Consider the following 16,973-nt stretch of genomic DNA (forward strand, 5'->3'; position numbering starts at 1 on the left):
ATACTTATACAGTAGCGCCGTTATCATCTTAACGGCGCTTGGAGAGCACAATTTATGCCAGCTTATGCCGTAGGACACAAAGTTCCTGATTCAGATTCAATTTGTTCAGCCATTGCCCTTTCATATTTAAAAACCCAAATTGGTGAAGATGTACAGCCTGCACGCTTGGGTGAACTTTCGCCAGAAACGCTATTCATTTTAGATAAATTTGGCTTAGAACAACCTGAGCTTAAATTGAGTTTCGCTGATACTGACGGCATTTATGTTGTTGATCACTCAGACCGAATTCAAGGCCCTGATGATATTGATGACAGCACAGTTTTAGGCATTATCGATCATCACAAACTGGGTGATATTACCACGTCTACCCCTTTAGAGATTTGGGTTCGCCCTGTAGGTTGTACCAATACCATTATTAAAATGATGTTCGATTTTCACAGTATTGAAATTCCTAAAAATATTGCTGGCGCCATGATGTGTGCAATTTTATCAGACACAGTGATATTTAAATCGCCAACCTGCACAACCGCTGATATAAAATGCGTTGAAGCCTTGGCTGAAATTGCTGGTATTGAAGATTACAAAGGCTTGGGCATGGAAATGTTCACCGTAAAGTCATCAGTCGCCGGTACGCCAGTACGTGAACTTGTTTTACGTGATTTTAAAGACTTCAACATGAAGAATAATATTGTGGGTATTGGCCAATTAGAAGTGATCGACTTAGCTTTATTTGACGAGATGAAAGCTGATTTATATGCTGATTTACAAGCTGTTAAAGAAGAAGGTAATCGTCATACTGTGATGTTGTTATTAACTGACATCATGCAAGAAGGCTCTGAGTTGTTAGTGGTAAGTGATGATATCAGCCTTATTGAAAAAGCTTATGATATTACCTTGGTTGACGGTAAAACGTGGTTACCGGGTGTGATGAGCCGTAAAAAGCAAGTTGTACCACCACTACAAGATACTTTTGCTAAGTAGTTAGCCGCACTATAAATGTAAAGTTATAAGCGTAAAGTTATACCTGTAAAACTATAACTTAACACTATATTAAAACGATATTAAAAAGCCCAGCAATTGCTGGGCTTTTTGTTAGTGATTGCTTTTACAATCGCTCATTACCAACGAATTATAGCCAAGCGCTTAAATATCCGTCACACCCATATTAAATAATGTGAAACCATAAATATCGGCATATTGCTCAATGGTTTTGCTAATTGGCGTACCCGCACCATGACCCGCATCCGTTTCAATACGAATTAAGGTTGGGTTAGCGCCCGCTTGTTTTGCTTGTAACTCGGCAGCAAACTTAAATGAATGCGCCGGCACGACGCGATCATCATGATCACCGGTTGTGATTAATGTCGCAGGGTAATGTGTGCCTGCTTTAACATTGTGTAATGGCGAGTAAGCTAACAGGTAATTAAATATTTGTGCATTGTCGTTTGATTTACCATAGTCGTAAGCCCAACCAGCACCTGAAGTAAAGGTATGGTAGCGCAGCATATCAAGTACCCCTACCGCAGGTAATGCTACTTTAAATAACTCAGGACGTTGTGTCATCACAGCACCCACTAACAAACCACCGTTTGAGCCACCCATAACCGCAAGTTTATCTGAAGAAGTCACTTGCGTTTTAATCAGGTATTCAGCTGCAGCAATAAAGTCATCAAATACATTCTGTTTTTTCAACTGCGTACCCGCATCATGCCATTTTTTACCGTATTCGCCACCACCACGTAAATTAGCTACGGCATAGACACCGCCGAGTTCTAACCAAGCAGCGCGAGTTGAGCTAAATTCTGGTTGTAGACTGATATTGAAACCACCGTAACCATATAAAATCGTTGGGTTACTGCCATCAAGCACTAAGCCTTTTTTATGGGTAATGATCATCGGCACTTTAGTACCGTCTTTAGAGCTATAAAAAACCTGCTTTGATTCAAAGTTATCGCTATTGAATTTTACTTTCGACTTCATATGTACAACAGACTCACCGGTTGCAAGGTCTAAGCTAAAAATGGTTGATGGGGTTTTCTGGTTACTAAATGAATAGTAAAGCTGACTTTGCGACGCTTTACCACTAAAGCCACTAGCTGTGCCTACTTCAGGTAAAGCGATATCGCGAATTTTTTTACCAGTTAAATCATACTGCTCAATAAAAGACGCCGCATGTTTCATATAGTTAGCAAACAAGTAATGTCCGCCAGTAGACACGGATAAAACATGCTCAGTTTCAGGAATAATATCAAGCCAATTCTCAGCACTGGGTTGCAGTGCATTAACTTTAACCACACGGTTATTAGGTGCTGCCATATTGGTGACAAATAGCAAGTTGTCACCCTCACTATTGACCATATAGGTGTCTGACTCAGTATTATCAACCACGCTAACCAGTGGCGAATTTTTGCTGGTTAAATCTTTAATAAAGAGCTTGTTGCCCGAGGTAGATACCGCTGCTGATACCACTAAATAGTGCCCATCTTTAGTGACTTCACCACTAACATAACGGTGTTTTTGTGCTTCGCTGCCACCAAAAACTAAGCTATCTTGCGACTGTGCAGTACCTAACTTATGGTAATACAATTTATGTTGATCCGTTTTGGCTGAAAGCTCACTCCCTTTAGGTTTGTCGTAGCTTGAGTAATAAAAGCCTTCGTTAGCCACCCAAGATAAGCCACTAAACTTCATGTCAACCAGTTCGGCTTCAAGTACAGCATTAGTTTCAGTTGCTATAATACGCGCTTTACGCCAATCACTACCGCCTTCAGAAATTAAGTAAACCGCTAATGAACCGTCTTCACTAAATTCAATATTGGCTAACGAAACGGTACCATCTTCACTAAACGTATTAGGATCAAGAAATACTTCCGCCGGTGCATCGCCTTTTTGGCGATATAAAACCGCTTGGTTTTGTAAGCCATCGTTTTTATAAAAATAACTATAGTCGCCTTCAAGGAACGGCATGCCAACTTTTTCATAATCTAATAAATCCGCAAGACGAGATTTAATTTTCTCGCGATAAGGGATTTTCGCTAAATAATCGTAGGTGGTTTTATTTTGTGCCTTTACCCAATCTGCGGTTTCAGCGCTCATGTCATCTTCTAACCATCGATAAGCATCGGTAACTTTAGTACCAAAATAATCATCAACAACGGCTACTTTTTTTGTTATTGGATAAGTTAACATTTTACTTCCATCGCCAATACTCACTACTTTTTCAGTTTCAGGGGCTGTATCAGCCGCTATCGGTGCGTCTTTACTACAGGCTGTTAAACCACAAAAGGCGATTAGCACAGCAGAATTTAACATTACTTTTTTAGCATTCATAATTTACCAAATAAACCATATTGTTATTATGTTGCTAACAATCATAAGGCAGTCAATAATTGATGTCTAGCGCATGGCCTTAGTTAACAGTAAGAATAATAAAAATTTAATCACTTATTATGATAATTAAGCTATTGAAAATTATAAAAATGGTATAAACATGAATATTGATAATTCAGCTCGACTTAGCTATCAGCTCATTGATAAAACAGACAGCGAGTTCTTATTCCAACTCGATCAAAACCCAGAAGTGATGCGTTATATCAATGGCGGTGATATGACCACTCGCAAAGATATTAGCGAGGTATTTATCCCACGCCATAACGCCTATAAAAATGTAGAAAAAGGTTGGGGCTTATGGAAAGTTACCCTAATAGCAACTCAAGCCAAAATTGGCTGGATTTTAGTGCGCCCGATGGACTTTTTCTCCGACCAGCCTATTTGGCATGACATTGAATTAGGCTGGCGTTTCTTACAATCCACTTGGGGTAAAGGTTATGCCAGTGAAGCAGCGATTCATCTTCAACAGCTACTGGCTAAACAACCAGAAAATAAAAGCTTTAGTGCTATTGCCGTAAAAGATAATCTTGGCTCAATTGCGGTAATGAAAAAGCTAGGTATGGAATATATCAAGTCTTATATTCATACCGACTCACCGCTAGATAATGTAGATGTCGCACTGTATCGTATTGAAAATAATCAAGCGCGCAAAAAGTAACTAAGTAAGTTAACCTTACTTAGCCATGCTGGAGTCATGACAAATAGGTACTAAGACATTGAAAAACAGGATACCTGAGAAGTCTGAACACAAAAAAGCCCAACAAATGTTGGGCTTTTATTCATCAGGTTAGCTTAGAGCATTAACTAAAAAGCTAACGATAAAAAATGCAAACTACACTCTTTCAAATACCGTTGCGATACCTTGGCCTAAACCAATACACATAGTCGCTAAACCAATGTTAGCATCTTGTGCTTCCATCAAGTTAATTAAGGTCCCTGAAATACGCGTACCTGAACAACCTAGTGGGTGACCTAACGCAATAGCACCACCGTTAAGGTTAATCATGTCATCCACTTTATCTTCTAGACCTAATGAACGTACACATGACAAAGCTTGTGCAGCAAAGGCTTCGTTAAACTCAGCTAGCTCAATATCAGCTAATGTTAAGCCGGCACGTTTTAATGCTTTCTTAGTGGCTGGCACTGGACCAAAGCCCATTGTTGATGGATCACAACCTGAAATAGCCATACCACGGATTTTAACACGAGGTGTTAAGCCCATGGCTTTAGCTCTTTCTGCTGACATCACTAACATCGCAGAAGCGCCATCAGAAAGTGCAGAAGAAGTACCTGCAGTTACCGTACCATTTACCGGATCAAATACCGGACGCAATGCTGATAAGCTTTCAATAGTCGTTTCAGGACGAATAACTTCATCATGTTCGATAAGCGTTAACGCGCCCATAGCATCATGACCTAAAGTTGGTACGATTTCATTGGCCCAACGACCTTCAAGCATGGCTTTATGAGCAAGCTGATGAGAGCGAGCACCAAAGGCATCTTGCTCAGCACGCGTAATGCCGTGTTGCATACCTAGCAATTCAGCCGTTAAGCCCATGTTGCCGGCCGCACGAGAAATATGCTTGCTCAATGCGGGATCAAAATCTACATCGTACATCATAGGTACGTGACCCATGTGTTCAACACCGCCTACTAAAAACACATCGCCTTGACCGGCCATGATATTAGTAGTTGCATCATGTAGTGCTTGCATTGATGAACCACACAAGCGGTTCACAGTAACAGCACCAGTAGACTTTGGAATATCAGTTAACAGTTGAGCATTACGAGCAATGTTGAAACCTTGCTCTTTAGTTTGCTTAACGTTGCCCCAAATAATATCTTCAATTAATGCAGGATCTAGATTTGGATTTCTAATTAACAATTGTTGCATTAGATGTGCTGATAAAGTTTCAGCACGAACATTACGAAAAACACCCGCTCTTGAGCGTCCCATTGGGGTACGGATGCAATCGACAATAACGACTTCTTTCATGATTTTCTCCTTCGCCTAAGCTGTTTTAACGCTGTTAGTTTTAACATCGGTTGTAAAATATGATTGACCAGATTTCGCCATAGCGCGCATTCCATCAGTAACTTGATAAATTTCGCCTAAGTGCGCATATTTATCTGCCATTGCAATAAAGTTATCTAAGCCTAACGTTTCTAAATAACGAATTGGACCGCCTCTAAATGGAGGGAAGCCTAAACCGTAAATTAAGCCCATATCAGCTTCAGCTGCAGTATCAACCACACCTTCTTCTAAACAACGAACCACTTCATTAACCATAGGGATCATCAAGCGAGCAATGGTTTCGTCTTGAGTGAAGTCTTTTTTATCTACGCCAGTAAATAAGTCATAAGCCGCTTGTGCTGCAACTTTTGTTGGACGACCGCGCTTATCTTTACCGTAATCGTAAAAGCCTTTACCGTTTTTCTGACCTAAACGTTTTTCGTTATATAAAGCACTCACTGGGTCATTATCAATTTTAGTCATACGTGTTGGGAAACCCGCAGACATAACACCCGTACAATGATCAGCAGTATCAATACCAACCACATCAAGTAAGTACGCTGGACCCATTGGCCAACCAAATTGTTTTTCCATGACTTTATCAACAGCAACGAAATCAGCACCTTCAAGTACTAATTGGCTAAAGCCAGCAAAGTATGGGAATAAAACACGGTTAATGTAAAAACCAGGACAGTCGTTTACCACGATAGGTGATTTGCCCATTTTAGCTGCGTAAGCAACAACAGCAGCAACGGTTTCGTCAGAAGTGTCTTTACCACGAATAACTTCAACTAATGGCATTTTATTTACCGGGTTGAAGAAATGCATGCCACAAAATTTATCTTTACGTTTAAGGCTTTGCGCTAATAAATCAATTGAAATAGTTGAGGTATTTGAAGTCACAATAGTGTCTTCATCAACATGGTTTTCAACTTCAGCCAACACCATAGCTTTTACTTTCGGATTTTCAACTACAGCTTCAACAACAATATCAACACCTTTAAGACTGTCATAACTTAGTGACGGTGTGATGCTATTGAGTACGCCAGCCATTTTCTTGACGTTCATGCGGCCACGTTCAACTTGTTTAGTTAAAATACCGGCTGCCGTAGTAAGACCTAAATCAAGTGCTTGGTCATTAATATCTTTCATGATAATTGGCGTGCCTTTATAAGCAGACTGGTATGCAATACCACCGCCCATAATACCAGCACCCAAAACAGCCGCTTTATTAACCGCTTTAGTGGCTTGTTTACCCGCTTTTTTCGCCTTGCCTTTCACTACTTGATCAGCCATAAATAGGCCAATTTGTGCAGTAGCAGCGTCAGTTTTCGCTAATTTTGCAAACCCTGCGTTTTCTAATGCCATTGCGCCTGCACGGTCTAAACCTGCTGCAGCTTCAATAGTTTTAACCATTACCATAGGTGCAGGATAATGTTTACCGGCTTTAGCCGCGATCATACCTTTACAGGTATTGAAGGTCATCATAGTTTCTACTGGAGAAAGCTTTAATGCTTCAAGCTTAGGTTGACGCTTTGCGCGCCAATCTAGTTTGCCAGCAATCGCTTGGTTTAACATTTTCAATGCCGCTTCACGTAAGTGCTCAGGAGCAACTACAGCGTCAAGTAAACCTACCGCCATCGCTTGTTCAGCTTTAAAAGATCGGCCTGTCGACATCCACTCAATAGCATTATCAGCACCAATAACACGTGGTAAACGCACGGTACCACCAAAGCCAGGTATTAAACCTAAGCTAACTTCTGGTAAACCGATTGAACATGAGGTATCAGCTATACGATAGTCACAAGCTAAGCTCATTTCACAACCGCCACCTAAAGCAAAACCATTAATAGCAACAACTGTTGGTAGGTTAATATCTTCAAATGAGTCAAAAACGTCTGAGCCTTGTTTTATCCAAGGTAGTAACTCATCTTCCGGTTTTTTAAATACTGCTAAAAACTCGGTGATATCAGCACCAACAATAAAAGAAGACTTACCAGAAGTAACGAGTACCCCTTTAGCTTCACTGCAATTATTAATCGCATCGACTACTGCGATATATTCTTTAAACGTTGCCTGATCAAACTTGTTAACTGAACCTTGCGCATCGAATTTAAATTCAACAATGCCGTTGTCTAACAACTGGGCAGAAAGGCTTTTGCCTTGGAATAACATGCCTACTCTCCTGACTTTTCATGGATCGATTGACTGGTAATGCGTAATCATAGATTACTACCAAGCGTGTGAATATTTAGCTTACTCATTAGGTATAACCAATAAGTAAAATAAATAAAGTGCCAATGAGTTTGCCTTGAAAAGAAAGGGAAAGCAAACATTTTTAAACAAGCGTTTTAATTAAGTGTATTAATTTTATTTAATGCGGCCTCGGGTGCCTCTTTGCTCATTTTTTTTCATTTTATTTAGCAACGCTTGCTCCATATTTATACCTTGCCAATGCGCAATATCTAAAACTCTCAGCACAATATCGGCTAACTCTTCTTTAAAATTGTCAGTCGGCTTTGCACCGCGACATTCATTTATCGCTTCACCGACCTCTGAGGCGACTAAAGCTAATGCTTCCAACGTGGTCTTATTGTGCCAACCCATGCGTTCAACCCAATCATAATTTTGCTCCGCTATTTTATTAATATCCATACATACCTCAGCTGTGGTTTTATCTATCGTTATTGCGCTTGATGACTAGCTTAGAGTGAAGAACTTAAGCTAGCAATCATAACTTTACTGCATTTATCCTATATTTTACAAACAATTAACTTACGAAGCCTAAACAGAATACATTACTGAAAATGATAAAACCTGCTTTTCACTTAGCCTATTACCGCCGTGGATATTGCAGTTTTACTTGGAAGGATTTGAATAGTGAATACTTTGTCGGGGTTTTATATCGGTGCAGGCTTGGCTTGTTGGGCTTTATGGTTAACTTTGTTTGTGCTTTAAACACCTAGGAAAAATATAAAAATTCACACAAAAAAAAGCACTTGTAAAACAAGCACTTTAAACTGAGTATTGCCAATAATATACGCTATCGATTTATTCTCTCTAAACAAGTAAAGAACTCGTCAGCTGGCATTGGCTTAGCATAATAAAAACCTTGTACTTCATCACAGCCCAAAGCTCTTAGTTCTGATTCTTGTTCACTGTTTTCAATGCCCTCAGCAATGACTTTTAAGTTCATTTGCTTGCCTAAGTTGATGATGGTGTCGGCTATAATTGCACCACCTGGCTCGGCAATAGCACTGACAAAAGAGCGATCAACTTTTAATCGATCCAAAGGTAGTTTTTGTAAATAGCTTAACGATGAAAAACCTGTGCCAAAATCATCAAGTGCAATACTAATGCCCTGCGCTTTTAATCTCACTAGCGCATCGATAATCACCTGAGGTTCATCCATTAACACATTTTCGGTGATTTCTAATTCTAATTTACTGGGATCAACTTTATGCGACTTCGTTATCTCAATAATCGTGTCGACAAAGTTATCGCGTTTAAACTGAGGAATCGACACATTAACCGAAACACTGACCTCGGTAAATTTGCTCGCTGCCAGTCTATTTAACAGCTGACATGCTTGATCGACAACCCAGTTGCCAATCTCAATGATCAAACCAGAATACTCTGCCAATGGGATAAATACCGCGGGTGAAATAAACTTGCCTTCGGCTGTTTTCCAACGCAGCAGGGCTTCAGCACCCATAATTTTGCCCGTGATTAAACTTAACTGGGGTTGATACCAAAGCTCTAAACGATGTTCAGCAAAATCAGTGCGTAATTGCCTAATCATACTTAAGCGCCAAAGTGTTTTATCTTCCATTTCTTGATGATAATAAACATAAGGTTCATGCGAAGATTTTTTGGCCAAATTAAGGGCAATATTAATTTGATTCAGTACTTTGACACCACGCGATCCTGCTGAGCCTTTAGAACAAAAACCAAAACAGGCGCTAATAAGTAAATTTTGTTCACCAACAATAAAGGGCTCACTAAACAGCGCGGTTAATATTTCAGGATTAACCCATTTCTTTGCACCAATAATACCAAATACATCAGCACCAATTCTTGCCACATGATTATTTGGACTTAATGCTTGAATACGTCTAGATACTGCCATTAAAAGCTGATTACCAATATCTTGCCCTAAGCCATCATTGGTATCACTAAAATGATTAAGATCAACCAGTGCAGTGACCAACTTGTCATCAACACTTTGACAGAAGTCATCCAACAAATTGACAAAGTCTAATCTATTGGGCAGTTCAGTTAACCAATCTTTATAAGCCGCATTACGCAGTTTTTGAAATAGATGAACATTCTCATAACCCGTGGCAATATTGGCGAGAAAAACTTCGATATGCTGTATTTCAATACTCGTTAACGCTTGAGTAAGCTCTAAATGAATTACGGCTCTAAAGCCACCACTGGCGAAATAAAATGAGGTAGAGTCGACAGCAAAGAAGTGCTGTTTTTGTTGAAAACAACTATTAATTTGACTAGCGGTGTCTTGATTTTCCAATGCTGCTAATTTTTGATTTATTTTCGCTTCAACTAAACCGGCTTGGCCAATAACATACAAACTTAAATCATCAGCACCCTCTACAATTCCTTGTCCACGAGCGCAGAAAACAGCACTACTACCGTCCACTAGCGTTATAAGCTCAGCTAACACGCCACTAGCATAATCATGAATAGTACGCAGTTCTAACAACTTGGCAGCAGCGCCAATGATTTTTTCTAAACCATTTCTATACTGAGTTACAGAGTCAATTTGCTGATATGAGCGAACAGCGGCATAAACTGTTGTCACTAATTTACGACGAGTTAATTCAGTTTTTGTTTTGTAGTCATTAATATCGTAATCTTTAATAACACTTTCTTCTGGTGCATAGCCCGGCTGGCCAGTGCGTAACACAATACGAATATCATCACGTTTTAATACTTCACGTATGTGCTTAACGACCACAAGACCTGCGTCGTCACTTTCCATTACCACATCGAGCAAAACTAAAACGATATCTTCATGCTCTTCAATAAGTTTGCAAGCATCGTGACCTGAATAAGCATGCAGGTATTGTAGATGTCGACCTAAAACAACCAAGTCGGATAAGGCCAACTTGGTTACTGAATGAATTTCAGGGTCATCATCAACAATTAAGACTTTCCAAGTATCCCTTATAGCTGAATCAAATATTTCATCTTCATCACTATCGTCGATAAACAAAAAATCATCGTTAGTATTGTCAAAAACTTGCATATCATCCTCAAAGCACTAGCAAAAAGATGCTAGTAGAGTTTTTTGAATATTAATTTCGTTAAAAATTGTCTTCATGTAATAGGTACATAATAAAAGTCGGAATGAAATTATTCAACATTTCGTTTAATAATATTATCATTTTCAAGTACGGTTAGTCATAAATCATTTACATGTACAAAAAACATACTGACATAAGCTTAAACATGAATAAATTCAAGTTATATCTTACTCTTTGTTAAAGAAAAGTTAATAATATAAGAGCATGAGTAAAATTTATATTTGCGCTATAATAATTTTTTGGCGATATCATGTTGGAATTTCCAGCATTTTTTTCAATATTTGATAGTTTTAAGGGATACAACTGATGTCGAATTCGATTGATCAAAATAAAATAATTAAGCATCCTGTAGAACAAAGTAAACCCGCTATCGTCGAACATGATGAACAAACCGTCACACCTAAAAATAATGCTCATGCAAACGTCAACGCTTCCTCACAAAAACAATTATTAGTACTGGCAAAAAAGTTTTCACTTAGCGCTGCATTTTTACCCGAAACCAAACAAGCCCCTTTGGAAGAAAGAGCCAACCGACGAAAGAAACTTGACCAGTTAAGAAAACAACAAAATATGGAAGCTATCATTGTACGCGCTGTTCAGTATTGCTCGGATGAGACAATTACCGACAGAGCAGATCAAGACTGGTTTAGCTCTTTTTTAACACTTGCTGAAAGTATTAGTAATAAAAATATGCAGGACTTATGGGCGAAAATTTTAGCCGGTGAAGTATCTCAACCTGGCTCTTTTTCACTAAAAACCTTACAAGCATTTAGAACCATGAGTATCACTGAAGCGAAGCTGTTGGCAAAAGCTTGCAGTGTCGCGATGACTGATGCACGTAAAAAAAATATTCGTGTGATCAGCGGCGCTTATCAAATCCCCAAATTATTCAATTTATTTAATAAACAGCGACAACAACGACTCGATCTTAACCAGATGGGATTGAGTTACGCTGACATCTTAACCTTAGCCGATAACCACTTAATGTTTGAACAAGAAACAGAAAGCCATTCCTTTGCCAAGGGAGAAAAAATTCAATTTAATTATCATGGTAAACAACTTAGTTTTGTCGCGAAAAAACCTGATTGCATACTCACTTTTTATAAGTTCACTCCCATTGGCACTGAACTCGCCCACTTAGTTACTGATGATGAAAACGAGCATTATTTAACCCTAATTAAAACGCAATTGGCGGAAAATTTTGCTATAGATAGTTAGGAAGTTTACGGTTTAAGAACAGGAATAAGATTTTTACAATCGATAGATTAGTTAGATGAGAAGTTAGACAGTAAAAAGAATACGTCTCGCGCATTCTTTTTATAATAATGACCTTAAATACCATCACCGTCAGTGTGTAAACCACACTCTCTTTGCATACCAGAGAAACGTGTATCGCTCTCATCCATTCCGGCAGTTAATGGTCGCGTACTATGTACATCGCCCACTGAAACATAACCTTCTTCCCACAGCGGGTGATAAGGTAAATTATTTGCCGTTAAGTATTGATGCACGTCTTTATTGGTCCAATCAATAATCGGATGTACTTTAAATCGCCCTCGTAAAATACTGACTACCGATAAACCTTCACGGTGGCTAGATTGCTGGCGACGAACGCCAGAAAACCAAGTACCCGCTTGCAACTCACTCAAGCCACGTTCTAATGGCTCAACTTTGTTACGGCGATTATAAGCTTTTAACGAGTCTTCATCAGCATTCCACTCTTGACCAAACTTAGCTTGTTGCCATGCCGCACTTTCTTTCGCGCTAAACACTTGTAAGTTTAACTTTAAGCGCTTTGTTAGTTGCTCAATAAACTGATAGGTTTCAGGAAACAAATGCCCAGTATCAGTTATTAATACCGGTATATTGGGTTCAATTTGGGTCAGCATATGTAGCATTACCGCAGATTGAATACCGAAACTCGACGATAAAACGAATTGTGCGGGTAAATTTTCCATTGCCCATTCTACGCGTTGGCTTGCCGACTGTTTTTCTAATAATTCGTTCCACTGCTTTAACCAAGGTTCTGGTAACGACGCTGGAAATTTATTACTGATCAGCGGAGCTGTACTCGCTGTAATAATCTTAGTCATGAAAATCTCGCTTGCTAACTTTAACTTCATCAACAATACTGACTCGAATCACAAAATCACCAAAAGCCTCGGCTGAGTTACGCTCAGCCACCCAGCGTGCCACTAGACTGTCAATCTCTTGTAAAATATCGTCTTCACTAAGGTTTTCTTTATACATTTTAGGTATACGCGTACCGGCAACATTACCACCTAAATGCATGTTGTATTTGCCAGGACCTTTACCGACTAACCCTATTTCGGCCAACATGGCGCGTCCACAGCCATTCGGGCAGCCTGTCACTCGTAAAATAATACTTTCATCAGCGACATTGTGCTTCGCTAATATAGCTTCGACATCAGTGACCAAGCCAGGTAAATATCTTTCCGCTTCAGCCATTGCTAACGGGCAAGTAGGAAAAGATACGCAGGCCATTGAACTTTTGCGCTGCACAGAAACACTATCAGCCATTAAGCCATGTGCGCGTGCTAAGCGTTCAATGTCAGCTTTGTCTTCGCTTGCCACACCCGCAACAATTAAATTTTGGTTGGCGGTCATACGAAAATCGCCTTTGTGGATTTTCGCAATTTCAGCCACACCCGTTTTTAATGGCAAATTGGGCTTATCAAGCAGACGCCCATTCTCAATAAACAAGGCTAAATGATGCTTACCATCAAAGCCTTCAGTCCAACCAATGCGATCGCCTCGACTGGTAAATTTATAAGGGCGACTTTCTGCAAAAGTGATACCGGCACGTTGCTCAACTTCAGCCTTAAAGACCTCAACACCCACACGATCTAAGGTGTATTTTGTTTTTGCATTCTTACGATTAACACGGTTACCCCAATCTCGTTGAGTAGTAACTACTGCACTAGCAACATCTAAGGTTTTAGCTAACTCCACATAACCAAAATCATCAGCCTTACGTGGGTAAGTAGATTTATCGCCATGGGTCATCGCTAAACCACCACCGACCAACACATTAAAGCCAATTAGTTTGCCGTCTTTAGCGATAGCAATAAAGTTTAGATCATTAGCATGTACGTCAACATCGTTATGCGGTGGAATAACGACCGTAGTTTTAAATTTACGTGGTAAATAGTTTGGACCTAAAATCGGCTCTACTTCACCGGTTTCTGTACCACCTTCAATTTTCTCACCATCTAGCCAAATTTCCGCATAAGCGCGTGTTTTAGGTAACAAATGTTCACTAATTTTTTTAGCCCATTCATACGCTTCTTGATGTAGCTCTGACTCAACTGGATTCGTCGTACAAAGCACATTACGATTTACATCACCTGCCGTAGCAATAGAGTCGATACCATAATGGTTCAGTGTTTGGTGCATTAACTTAATATTTGGCTTTAACACACCGTGAAACTGAAAGGTTTGACGGGTCGTGATACGAATACTGCCGTAACTAGTTTTTTCACGAGCAAATTGATCAATGCCTAACCATTGTGTTGGCGTGATAATGCCACCAGGCATACGAGCACGCAGCATGACATTGTGTAGTGGTTCAAGTTTTTGCTTAGTACGCTCATTACGAATATCACGATCATCTTGCTGATACATACCGTGTGTTCTGATCAACTGAAAGTTATCAGCGGTAAAACCACCAGTAACATGATCTTTTAAATCGTCGACAATGGTACCACGTAAGTAATTACTTTCCGCTTTTAACCTTTCATTATCGGCATGTTTGCCTTCGACAATTAAAGGGCCATTTGCTTGATCTTTTTTAGTCAAATCAGTCATTAGTATACATCCTTCTGGTAACGCTTAGCGTTACGTAAATCTTTTAAGTAATCATTTGCCTGTTCTGCTGATAATTGGCCTTTAGTGGCAATAATAGTTAATAAAGCCGCCTCAACATCTTTTGCCATTCGGCTCATATCTCCACAAACGTAAATATGTGCACCTCGCTCTAACCATGAAAAAACTTCATCAGCATTTTCTAATAATCTATCTTGCACATAAATTTTTTCCGCTTGATCACGAGAAAAGGCTAAATCTATTTTGGTTAACAAGCCTGACTTAAGATAGCCTTGCCATTCAACTTGATAAAGAAAGTCTTGGGTAAACGTTTGGTCACCAAAAAACAACCAATTATCGCCTGTGGCTTCAGTGGCTTCACGTTCTTGCATAAAGGCCCTAAATGGCGCAACACCAGTACCTGGACCGATCATAATCACGGGTGTTTCATTATTTTCTGGTAAACGAAAGTTGTCATTGTGCTCAACAAACACCTTAACTTCACCACCTTCTTCAATACCATTGGTTAAAAATCCAGACGCACCACCCTGACGGTTAGCCTCTTCAGTCTGATACTGAACAAGGCCAACGGTTAAATGCACTTCTTCTTCCACTTCGCTTTGAGAGGACGCGATAGAATAAAGCCTTGGCGTTATTTTACGTAACGCATCTATAAATTCTTGAGCATTTAACTTAACTTCATTCGGTAATGGAGCAGATTTAACCACGTCAACGACCTGATGATTAGCCGCATACTCTCGCATAGCACTCTTATCATCTAACATATCAAGTAAATTAGTCGCTTGTGATTTTTCAGCCCAAAAATTAACAAACTGAATTGAAGTTTGAGTTATTTCAAACTTGGTCTTTAATGCTTCACCAAGTGCTATGCTTTCATCACCTATAGAGACTTTCTCTTGATCATCAAACCCTAGTTCCGTAATAAGCTCATCTACTAATGCAACAGAGTTCTCAAACCAAACACCTAAGGCATCACCGGCTTGATAAGTTAACCCTGAGTCACCTAAATCTATTTCAACATGTCGTACATCTTTAGCTGAATCACGACCGGTAATTTTCTGGCTAAGCAATAGTTCAGCAGTATATGGCTTTTGCTTAGTATAAAGTTCTTCTGTGCTGTTCACGCTGGCTAATGCTACTACATTGCTAGCGCTAGCCTCACTACTAAGCAGGGTTTTAACCTGAGTAATGACAGTAGCTGACCAAGTATTCGCGGCCTCATCATAGTCAACGTCACAATCCAATCGAGGTGCAATTCTTTTTGCGCCTAATTTTTCTAAATTCAGATCGAAATCTTTACCTGTTTGGCAGAAAAGCTCATAACTGGTATCACCCAGTGCCAAAACACTATAATTCAAATGATCAAGTCTAGGCGCTTTCTTTGAAGACAAAAATTCATGTAATGCAATAGCATCGTCTGGAGCTTCGCCTTCTCCATTGGTACTCGCTACTATCAGTAAGTGAGTAATGTTTTTAATCGCCTTAGGCTTAATCTCTCCCATACTTTTTAATTCAACATTCAAACCTTGAGCACTGGCTTGGGCCGCTAAACTCTTAGCAACACCTTTAGCATTGCCCGTTTGCGAGCCATATAAAATAGTTAAAGTTGTTGGAGCAGCACTTGCAATGGCCGCGGGAACTGTAGCATTAGTAACATTTTCTGCTTTAGCGGCCAAATAGCCACTAGCCCACGCTAATTGAAGTGGAGAAAGATTGTTGATGCTTTGCTGAAAAGATGCCAACTGATTGGTATCTAGCATTGTTTGGTTTAATTTTTGTGGTTCTGGCGACATCTGGCAATACACCTATTACTAATGAATGACATCATAATAAACTCATTTTCGTTGAAGTAAAAAGAATATAAACGGCTTTTTTATGCAAAAATAGAATATAGGGAGATGAATTTATAACATAAAAATCATAGCAGCTACTTACGATAACTCTATGTAAAAAAATTAATGACTATGACAGTGTTTTTTGGAGGGTATTTTTGATTTAAACAACAGAACAAGGTCAATTTAGACGAAGACCTTTAACTGGCAGTAATATTAACTATTGATCAAAAACTGATGTTATAGCAATTATATTTAATTGTTATTAACCATCAAAACTTAAGACTTAAAAAAGTAGCTTTAACTAAAGATCTCTAAAGTGTAAATATGTGAATTGCCGTGATATATAAGAAGTTTAAACGACTATACGCTTTGTAACCTTTGAGATTGCAACAAGCTAATGTGCCATTCTCAAGTTTTATTTATTAAATCCCAGAAAACAAAAAACCCGTAGCGTCAGCTACGGGTTTCTCTAAATAGAAGCCTAGCAATGTCCTACTCTCACATGGGAACTCCCACACTACCATCGGCGCTAACACGTTTCACTTCTGAGTTCGGAATGGG

At 39.4% G+C, this 16,973-nt stretch carries 11 protein-coding genes; 3 read left to right on the plus strand and 8 right to left on the minus strand.

Features of this window, described 5'->3' with window-relative positions:
* Nucleotides 1–54 precede the first annotated feature (54 nt).
* The gene (locus H4J59_RS14900) at nucleotides 55–981 is read left to right on the plus strand and encodes a manganese-dependent inorganic pyrophosphatase (RefSeq protein ID WP_182240618.1); all 927 of its coding nucleotides are present in this window, start codon (nucleotides 55–57) and stop codon (nucleotides 979–981) included.
* Nucleotides 982–1,143: 162 nt separating this feature from the next.
* Here the strand turns inward: H4J59_RS14900 and H4J59_RS14905 are convergent, their stop codons facing one another.
* The gene (locus H4J59_RS14905; protein WP_182240620.1) at nucleotides 1,144–3,330 is read right to left on the minus strand and encodes a prolyl oligopeptidase family protein; all 2,187 of its coding nucleotides are present in this window, start codon (nucleotides 3,328–3,330) and stop codon (nucleotides 1,144–1,146) included.
* Between the two features lie 160 nt (nucleotides 3,331–3,490).
* On the opposite strand from H4J59_RS14905, the gene H4J59_RS14910 reads away from it, so the two are divergent.
* The gene (locus tag H4J59_RS14910; protein ID WP_182240622.1) at nucleotides 3,491–4,048 is read left to right on the plus strand and encodes a GNAT family N-acetyltransferase; all 558 of its coding nucleotides are present in this window, start codon (nucleotides 3,491–3,493) and stop codon (nucleotides 4,046–4,048) included.
* 174 nt (nucleotides 4,049–4,222) lie between these two features.
* Here H4J59_RS14910 and fadA read toward each other — a convergent pair whose 3' ends face one another.
* From fadA to H4J59_RS14930, 4 genes are all read right to left on the minus strand, one after another.
* Complete coding sequence (gene fadA / locus H4J59_RS14915; protein WP_182240624.1) at nucleotides 4,223–5,386, minus strand: acetyl-CoA C-acyltransferase FadA; 1,164 nt, start codon at nucleotides 5,384–5,386, stop codon at nucleotides 4,223–4,225.
* Between the two features lie 15 nt (nucleotides 5,387–5,401).
* Nucleotides 5,402–7,579: a fatty acid oxidation complex subunit alpha FadB gene (fadB, locus tag H4J59_RS14920; protein ID WP_182240626.1), complete on the minus strand. Its 2,178-nt coding sequence runs from the start codon at nucleotides 7,577–7,579 to the stop codon at nucleotides 5,402–5,404.
* Between the two features lie 195 nt (nucleotides 7,580–7,774).
* Complete coding sequence (locus H4J59_RS14925) at nucleotides 7,775–8,059, minus strand: MazG nucleotide pyrophosphohydrolase domain-containing protein (protein ID WP_182240628.1); 285 nt, start codon at nucleotides 8,057–8,059, stop codon at nucleotides 7,775–7,777.
* Nucleotides 8,060–8,447: 388 nt separating this feature from the next.
* Complete coding sequence (locus H4J59_RS14930; protein WP_182240630.1) at nucleotides 8,448–10,673, minus strand: EAL domain-containing protein; 2,226 nt, start codon at nucleotides 10,671–10,673, stop codon at nucleotides 8,448–8,450.
* Between the two features lie 364 nt (nucleotides 10,674–11,037).
* Between H4J59_RS14930 and H4J59_RS14935 the strand changes: the two genes are divergently transcribed.
* On the plus strand, nucleotides 11,038–11,949 hold the full coding sequence (locus tag H4J59_RS14935) for a TIGR03899 family protein (protein ID WP_182240632.1): 912 nt from the start codon (nucleotides 11,038–11,040) through the stop codon (nucleotides 11,947–11,949).
* Nucleotides 11,950–12,062: 113 nt separating this feature from the next.
* Here H4J59_RS14935 and H4J59_RS14940 read toward each other — a convergent pair whose 3' ends face one another.
* Genes H4J59_RS14940 through H4J59_RS14950 form a run of 3 tightly spaced genes read right to left on the minus strand, consistent with a single transcriptional unit; the run spans nucleotide 12,063 to nucleotide 16,370 of the window.
* Nucleotides 12,063–12,824: a phosphoadenylyl-sulfate reductase gene (locus H4J59_RS14940; RefSeq protein WP_182240634.1), complete on the minus strand. Its 762-nt coding sequence runs from the start codon at nucleotides 12,822–12,824 to the stop codon at nucleotides 12,063–12,065.
* A complete protein-coding gene (gene cysI, locus H4J59_RS14945; RefSeq protein WP_182240636.1) occupies nucleotides 12,817–14,559 on the minus strand; it encodes an assimilatory sulfite reductase (NADPH) hemoprotein subunit in 1,743 nt (580 codons plus the stop codon). The genes H4J59_RS14940 and cysI overlap by 8 nt, the downstream gene beginning before the upstream one ends.
* A complete protein-coding gene (locus H4J59_RS14950; protein WP_182240638.1) occupies nucleotides 14,559–16,370 on the minus strand; it encodes an assimilatory sulfite reductase (NADPH) flavoprotein subunit in 1,812 nt (603 codons plus the stop codon). The genes cysI and H4J59_RS14950 overlap by 1 nt, the downstream gene beginning before the upstream one ends.
* Nucleotides 16,371–16,973: the final 603 nt, after the last annotated feature.

This window comes from Colwellia sp. MB02u-10, from assembly GCF_014077185.1.
GTDB lineage: Bacteria > Pseudomonadota > Gammaproteobacteria > Enterobacterales > Alteromonadaceae > Cognaticolwellia.